This is a genomic window from Campylobacter sp. BCW_4321, from assembly GCF_001763075.1.
Taxonomy (GTDB): domain Bacteria; phylum Campylobacterota; class Campylobacteria; order Campylobacterales; family Campylobacteraceae; genus Campylobacter_D; species Campylobacter_D jejuni.
In genome coordinates, this window is record NZ_MJYA01000002.1 from 22,282 (window position 1) to 28,645 (window position 6,364).

Annotated in this window: 9 protein-coding genes; all 9 read right to left on the reverse strand. The window is 29.5% G+C overall.

All coding sequences use genetic code 11. The features are described 5' to 3' along the window. Positions 1-2: 2 nt before the first annotated feature. Positions 3-143: a hypothetical protein gene (locus AJN58_RS10010; protein WP_019109038.1), complete on the reverse strand. Its 141-nt coding sequence runs from the start codon at positions 141-143 to the stop codon at positions 3-5. Next, complete coding sequence (locus AJN58_RS00155) at positions 130-492, reverse strand: single-stranded DNA-binding protein (protein WP_002907809.1); 363 nt, start codon at positions 490-492, stop codon at positions 130-132. The genes AJN58_RS10010 and AJN58_RS00155 overlap by 14 nt, the downstream gene beginning before the upstream one ends. 96 nt (positions 493-588) lie before the next feature. Further along, on the reverse strand, positions 589-1,134 hold the full coding sequence (locus tag AJN58_RS00160) for a transglycosylase SLT domain-containing protein (protein ID WP_070291888.1): 546 nt from the start codon (positions 1,132-1,134) through the stop codon (positions 589-591). After that, positions 1,127-1,372, reverse strand: coding sequence for a hypothetical protein (locus AJN58_RS00165; RefSeq protein ID WP_070291890.1), 246 nt, complete (start codon positions 1,370-1,372; stop codon positions 1,127-1,129). The genes AJN58_RS00160 and AJN58_RS00165 overlap by 8 nt, the downstream gene beginning before the upstream one ends. Then, positions 1,372-2,601, reverse strand: coding sequence for a TrbI/VirB10 family protein (locus tag AJN58_RS00170; RefSeq protein ID WP_070291892.1), 1,230 nt, complete (start codon positions 2,599-2,601; stop codon positions 1,372-1,374). The genes AJN58_RS00165 and AJN58_RS00170 overlap by 1 nt, the downstream gene beginning before the upstream one ends. Before the next feature lie 10 nt (positions 2,602-2,611). Beyond that, positions 2,612-3,049 carry a hypothetical protein gene (locus tag AJN58_RS00175; protein WP_070291894.1) on the reverse strand — a complete coding sequence of 146 codons (438 nt, stop codon included), beginning with the start codon at positions 3,047-3,049 and terminating at the stop codon, positions 2,612-2,614. Continuing rightward, positions 3,046-4,206 (reverse strand): P-type conjugative transfer protein TrbG, encoded by a 1,161-nt coding sequence (gene trbG, locus AJN58_RS00180; protein ID WP_186820933.1) that lies wholly within the window; start codon positions 4,204-4,206, stop codon positions 3,046-3,048. The genes AJN58_RS00175 and trbG overlap by 4 nt, the downstream gene beginning before the upstream one ends. A 10-nt stretch (positions 4,207-4,216) precedes the next feature. Then, positions 4,217-4,912 carry a VirB8/TrbF family protein gene (locus AJN58_RS00185; protein ID WP_002907783.1) on the reverse strand — a complete coding sequence of 232 codons (696 nt, stop codon included), beginning with the start codon at positions 4,910-4,912 and terminating at the stop codon, positions 4,217-4,219. A gap of 217 nt (positions 4,913-5,129) precedes the next feature. Next, on the reverse strand, positions 5,130-6,353 hold the full coding sequence (gene trbL / locus AJN58_RS00190; protein WP_070264946.1) for a P-type conjugative transfer protein TrbL: 1,224 nt from the start codon (positions 6,351-6,353) through the stop codon (positions 5,130-5,132). Positions 6,354-6,364: the final 11 nt, after the last annotated feature.

Sequence of the window (6,364 nt, forward strand, 5' to 3'; positions counted from 1 at the left end):
AGTTATCCTTGATCTTCTATGCCTTCTTTGGCATCTTCTTCACTTAAAGCATTTTCTTCAAATGCACCTAATTCTTCAGCAGTTAGCGGATCAATTTCATAGCTGAAATTTGGTATTGTTTCTAATTCTTTAAAATCCTTCATAATTTTCTCCTTCTTCAATATTAGGTATTGTTTGTTTTTCTTTTTTTGGTGTTCTAAAATCTATCTCTTTTGCTTTTATTCGGTGTTTTGAGTAAATTTTTCCTTCATGCTCCCAAGTGTCTTGAGTTAGTTCTCCAACCACATCAACTGAAATGCCTTTTTTTAAATATGGGTGCATGGCATTAGCAAAAGAACCAAAAAGAGATACTTCGATATAAGTTGAATTCTCTATCTCTTTATATTTTCTATTATTTGCTAAAGTAAAAGTGCATATTATGCTACCTTGATTACTGTGTCTTAATTCAGCGTCAGCTGTTAATCTTCCGCCTATTGTAATATTATTAATCATTATCTTGTTCCTCATCTTCTAAGTTATCAAATAAGCTTGGCTCATTATCATCAAATTGTGTAGGTTTATTCTCTTCCAAATTTTCATTTTCCATTTTTACTCCTTTTTTTGTGTTTGTAAATTGAAAAGATTATAAGCAATCTTAATTCTCGTATCCGATTTTCTTGCTTTTTCTTCTAAATTATCTATGGTTTTTGCTGTTGAATCGTATTTAGCTACATAGCCATTAGAAAATCCTTTTTTTAAATCCCCAGTATTATAAATACTTAATGCTTGATTGATACGCTCCTCCTTTGCTAGATTTTCATTTGTCATCTCATACGCCAAATAAAAAATATCACTACCCGCTTTAATATTTTTACATGGATCTAAAAGATCATCAATGCTATAATTTTTAAATGTAGGAGTTTTAAGATTATTTGAATTAAATTGCATTAAGCCAATATCAACGCTATAACCTTTGTTGATAAAACTTTGCGTTAGTGTTTTTGCTTCATCTTTTGTTTTTGGAATGAAAGATCCTATTTTATTAATATTAATTGCAAATTGTTGATTATTGCTTTCTATTTGAATAATTTTTTGTATGATTTGTGTTTCTACATTTGGATTTTTGCATTGTTCAATTAAAGCAATATCAATCATTGTTTAAATCCTTTGATAAATTTTTATAAAGTTCAATATTATTTTTATAATTTTGAATGCCTTTTTTATTGTAAAAATAAGCAATCATTAAAATTATTTCTAAAATACTTATAACAATCCAAGCAGGAATTAACATTGACAAATTGTTCCAATTAATATAAGTAAAAAACACCAAAATAAAAATACAAAATAAATTACCAAAAATAATAATTCTACGCTCTTTTAACAATTTATCCATTATCTAAGCTCCAAAGGTTCTAAAATAATATCTTTAGTTACAAAGATATTAAATTTATATCCAGGACGAATTTTTAAAGTAGGGCTAACATTCATATTTTTTCTTATCATCTCACTTGCAACTTGTCCCATTTGTTGAATTGCTTGGGAAATAGCCTTATCCGAAGCGGTTTCTTTTTCTCCGTTTGTGCTAGAATTATCAGATAATGCAATTCCTGCAGTTATTGAAGAAAGTAAAAATGCAGAACCAAAAATTCTAAAATAATGATTATCTACTTCATCTTCAAATCCTGTATATCCATCTTGTGAAGTTCCTTGCATACTATCGATATTTAATGTATCTCCATTTGGAAAAATAAGCTTATTCCAAGCTACTAAAAGCCTTGATTGTCCATAAATGATATTGCTTGAATAAGCTCCTACAACTTTAGTGCCTTGTGGGATTAAAAGATATTTACCTGTTGAAGTATCATAAACATTTTGTGTTACTTGTGCCAATATTTGACCTGGTAAATCGGAATTAACTCCTGTGATTAAAACAGCGGGAATGTTCCACCCTGCTTTAATTTCATAAGGACTTAATGGTTTTTGTTTCGAGTTTTTTAAATACCCATTGTCATTTTTTTGTGATAAAAATTGCTGACCTTGTGCATCTTTATTTGCATTGGTATCTAATCCACCTAATCCTGCACTTGTATTGACTTGATCATTTGGAATATTAGGGTAATCGGTTTGAGAAGGGGTAAAATGATTACCTATTGTTGGTTTTTCTTGAATTTCACTTTTAATCCCTAAAGAAGTTTGGCTGATTAAAGCTTTAAGTTGCATATCTTTTTTTAATCTTAATTCTCTTTCATCTATTTCATTGTTTTGCATAAGAATAGGTGTTTGTATAGGTTGAGGCTTGATTTCTTGCTGAACTTGTTGAGTGATAGGGATAGTATTATTAACAGGCTGTAAGGTTGAGTTTTGTTCTTTTATTTGTTTAGTTTGTGATAATTCATCAACATAAGAAGCAATATTTTCAATTTTACTTGTGCTTTGTGTTTCTTCTTTTGGTGCAGTTTGTGTAGCTTGCTTTTCTAAATTTTGTTTTCTTGATAAAGCTACATAAAATACGCTAAATAATACGATTACAGCAATAGTAAATAATATTATAATAGGGACTTTAGAAAGTCTTTTATTATTTTTTGGTAAAAATTTATTTGGTGAAGTATTAATTTCAAGCATAATTCAACCTTTAATTTTGCGGAGTAAAATTAAAACTTGTCATATTTATTTTTACAAGCTTGTTTTCAATGATTTTATAAATCACATTGATTTTACTTTCATTGATATTAAATATTGCAATTACATTTTCATTATCAATTTGCGAAATCTGATAGCTTAGAAAGGTTAAATTTTTTCTCGAATGATCGTTGCTAATTGCATAACCTTTATTTCTTAATGTATTTACAAAATAATCCGAAAATGCTTTATTGTCATTTATGTCACTGAAATAAAATGTAGTTTTGTTAGGCAAATAATACGAAATGATAAATTGCGAAAAATCATCAGCGATTTTGTCGTAATTTATTTTTGTTTCTTTAACCGAAAAGCTAGAAGTAAAATATTCTGAATTGACTTTTGCACATGAAGTTATAAATAAAGCGATTAACGCCAAAAATAAAATTCTCATTTATTATCCTTTTTATTTTTATTTTGAAGTGATAAATCGTAAAGCACGTTATTGACTATATCTTGATTGGCTTTGTTAGAATGCTTTGTGATTGTAATTTTTTCTTGTTTTGAGCCTACATTTGAAAGTAAAATTGCTTTATTAAAAAGTCTATCTACAATAAATGTATCATATTTTAAGCGATAATTTACAATTTGTTTTTCATTACTAGAATCTAAAATCATAAGTGCGGGTGCTTCATAGAATTTTAAATTTTTTGGCATTTGAATATAAGTTTTTATGCCGTCATTGTAAATTCTTAAAGGTTTAAAAGGTGCATTACCTTCAATACTATAACCAAAGTCTAAATTTTCAATATTGCTTGGAATTTCATCATCTTTTGTTTTATAGAAATTTTTAGCTTCAGATTTTGCTTTCATTTGGTTTTTATAATCTTCTAGTGTATGAATGATTTGATTTGTATAATTGAATGAAACTGCAGGCATAAATTTCTTAGCTTCAGATATTAAATTTAAGCGATAAACTCGTTTATTTGTCATTATGTTCATGGTTGTTTGTAGGTTTTTATCCGTAGGTTTAACGATAATATGAGAAACTAAATAAGGTTCTTCCCCGCTAATACTTAAAGATATAGCCCATCTTATACTATCGCCTATTTGAACATCTTTAATCACTTCTCCAGGTTCTAAAGAAATATCAGTAAGTCTTAAAGGTGCAGTTACAATGCTTGGCATAGCTTCGCCATAAAGAAAAATTACTTCTCCATTATTTCCTTGTATAGTAGTGGTTTTTGAATTTATCCATTTTTGAGCTATTGCTAAATCTTTTTTTTCTTTTGGTGTGAGATTTGCAAAATCTCTTTCATTTAGATTGTTAGCATATGCACTACTACCAATAAATAAAAGTAAAGACGCAATTAAAGAAAGTTTTTTGAGTTTTTGAATATAATTTTTTGGGGTGTTTGCCACAAGGTCATCACCCTTGTGGCGAAAATCTAAGCCCCTAAAGGAGCTAAGATGAATGCCATAAAATTCATCATAGTTGTAATTATACTCCTTTGTATAATTATAGTCAAGGCTTTTTAGTCTTGCCCCACTTGTTGGGGTGTGGTGGATTTCCCTTGTGGCTGTATTTGTATTAAAAATAAACTTTTTCATATTTAACTCCTTATAAAATTTTTGCAAAATTAAGATCTGTAATAAAAATCCCTAAAGGATTTTTTAAAATTTGTTCTTCAGTTGTAGGAACGATTTGTTTGATTTGGAATAATCCTCTATAAGTTTCCTTAGAAAGAATATCTTCATTTAAATTTGTAGTTGTTTCTTCCCATTCAACTTGCCAAGTATCAATATTTTGAGGGACAATATTTTTAATTTTAACTCGCACATTTTCTTTAGTTGCTCGTTCAAAAGGATTATTTTTACGATATTCTTCATTTAAAAAATTAAATGCTTTAGATTTTGGTTCTACATATGTGTAAGCATCAAATATAAATTTTCTTTGAGTTTGTGGATTCCCCCAAACAGAACGCCAAGAATAAATGAAAGTATTTAGACTATACTTTATGACATTTGGATTCTTTAAATCAATATTTTGAACCATGCCTACTTTAGCTGTATTTCCTAGTTTATCAACTTCTACAATATAAGGTATAAGTTTGTTTTGAGAGCCGATATAGCCTATAAAGAGAACACATACGAAGCACATAGCTAAGCTGATCATCGCTACAATTTGCCAGTTTTTAGCACGAGTGATATAATCGCCGTATCTTTCTAGCCATTCGGTTTTTGCATTAAGATAAGGATTGCTTGAAGTGTCAAACTCATTCTTTTCTATCTTTTGCTTTTGCCTAAAAATATTCATTATTTTTTACTCCTTTTTGTGATATAATTAATTTAATCCATTTGGTAGATGGACTAAAAGTTTCACAACCTGTTTATAATGTGTTTCGCTCAATTCTTTCAATAGGAATTGAGCTTTTTTTTGGCTATTTGGTTGGGTGTGTGGGTGGAAACCAAATAAGTAGGAGTCCATAATGGAACTTTTGCAAGAACTTACCACCCTTGCATTGGTTTTATTATTACATAGCATTAGGATTTACTCCTGATTGATAACTTTCTTCTTTTGGTGTTCCAGATGATATACCGCCTTCACTTGCTTTTCCTTGTATATCTTTAAGTTTTTCTTGTAAGCGATTAGCCATTTGATGAGGCATTCTGCCTTTTGTAAGATTATCTCTTAAATGCTCTCCTCCAGAAGTTGCTAAATGTTTTGCTACGCCTTTAACTAGATCCATTCCACCTTTACCACCTTCTGCTAAATGTAACTCTTTAGCTGCGTTCATGGCACGAGTAACACCGACAGCTCCTACAGCTGCACCCGTAGCAGCCCCTGCTGCCATGGTGGCAACAGCCCTAAAACCTGCAGCAGCCCCTGCACTTTCTCCAATACTACCATTAAATACAGCTTCTATAATACCAGGAATCATTTTTGTAATCATGCAGAAGATGAGAGAGGTAACAAGAACAGCTAATGTAATTTCATATGATATTTCTTGATCCATTTCATTATATGTTTTTTCTATTATTGTAATACATAATCCCATCAAACCTTGTATCATAAAAAGTTCTATTCCAACTTTAATGGCTGTTGTTATAGGATTTAAGCCTATTTGTTTAAAATGGTTTAAACCACCTAACGCCAAAGCAAAATATATAATTACATTCATTAAGAAAAATTTGAGATATACGATAAGCAAATCAATCGCCATAAGCACAAAAGCTATTAAAATAATAATTCCAGAAATAACTTTAAAAAAACTTTCTCCAGGGCTTGTTACACTCATAGATTTTAAAATTATCATAACAATTTTAAAAGCATTTTGAATAATATTACTTGGATAAATATCAAGTCCATTATTTACATTTGTAGCCAATTGCGAAAAGCTATTAAAAATGATTTGAAGCCAGTAATCTACATTAAATAAGAATATGAATATTCCAATATAGATGATTTTTTTAATAAGGGTAGCTAAAAACTCCCCAAATTCAAAACCGCTTAAAGCTTTTAAACCAAAAGTCCAAACCAAATCAATAACGACTAAAGTAAAAAATACCCATAAACAAGCGGTTTTAATAAGAGGAGTCCATGATAAAAGCCCGTTGCGTAATATATTTAGGACACCTTCTGCAGTTTCAGCTCCAAAAGCTAAATTTGGAATTAAAAAACAAAAAATTAAAATTAATCTTAATTTATTTCCATTTAAGGGCGTCTGTTTGATAGTTTTGATTTTTGCCAATTCCATAAGGAACGCGA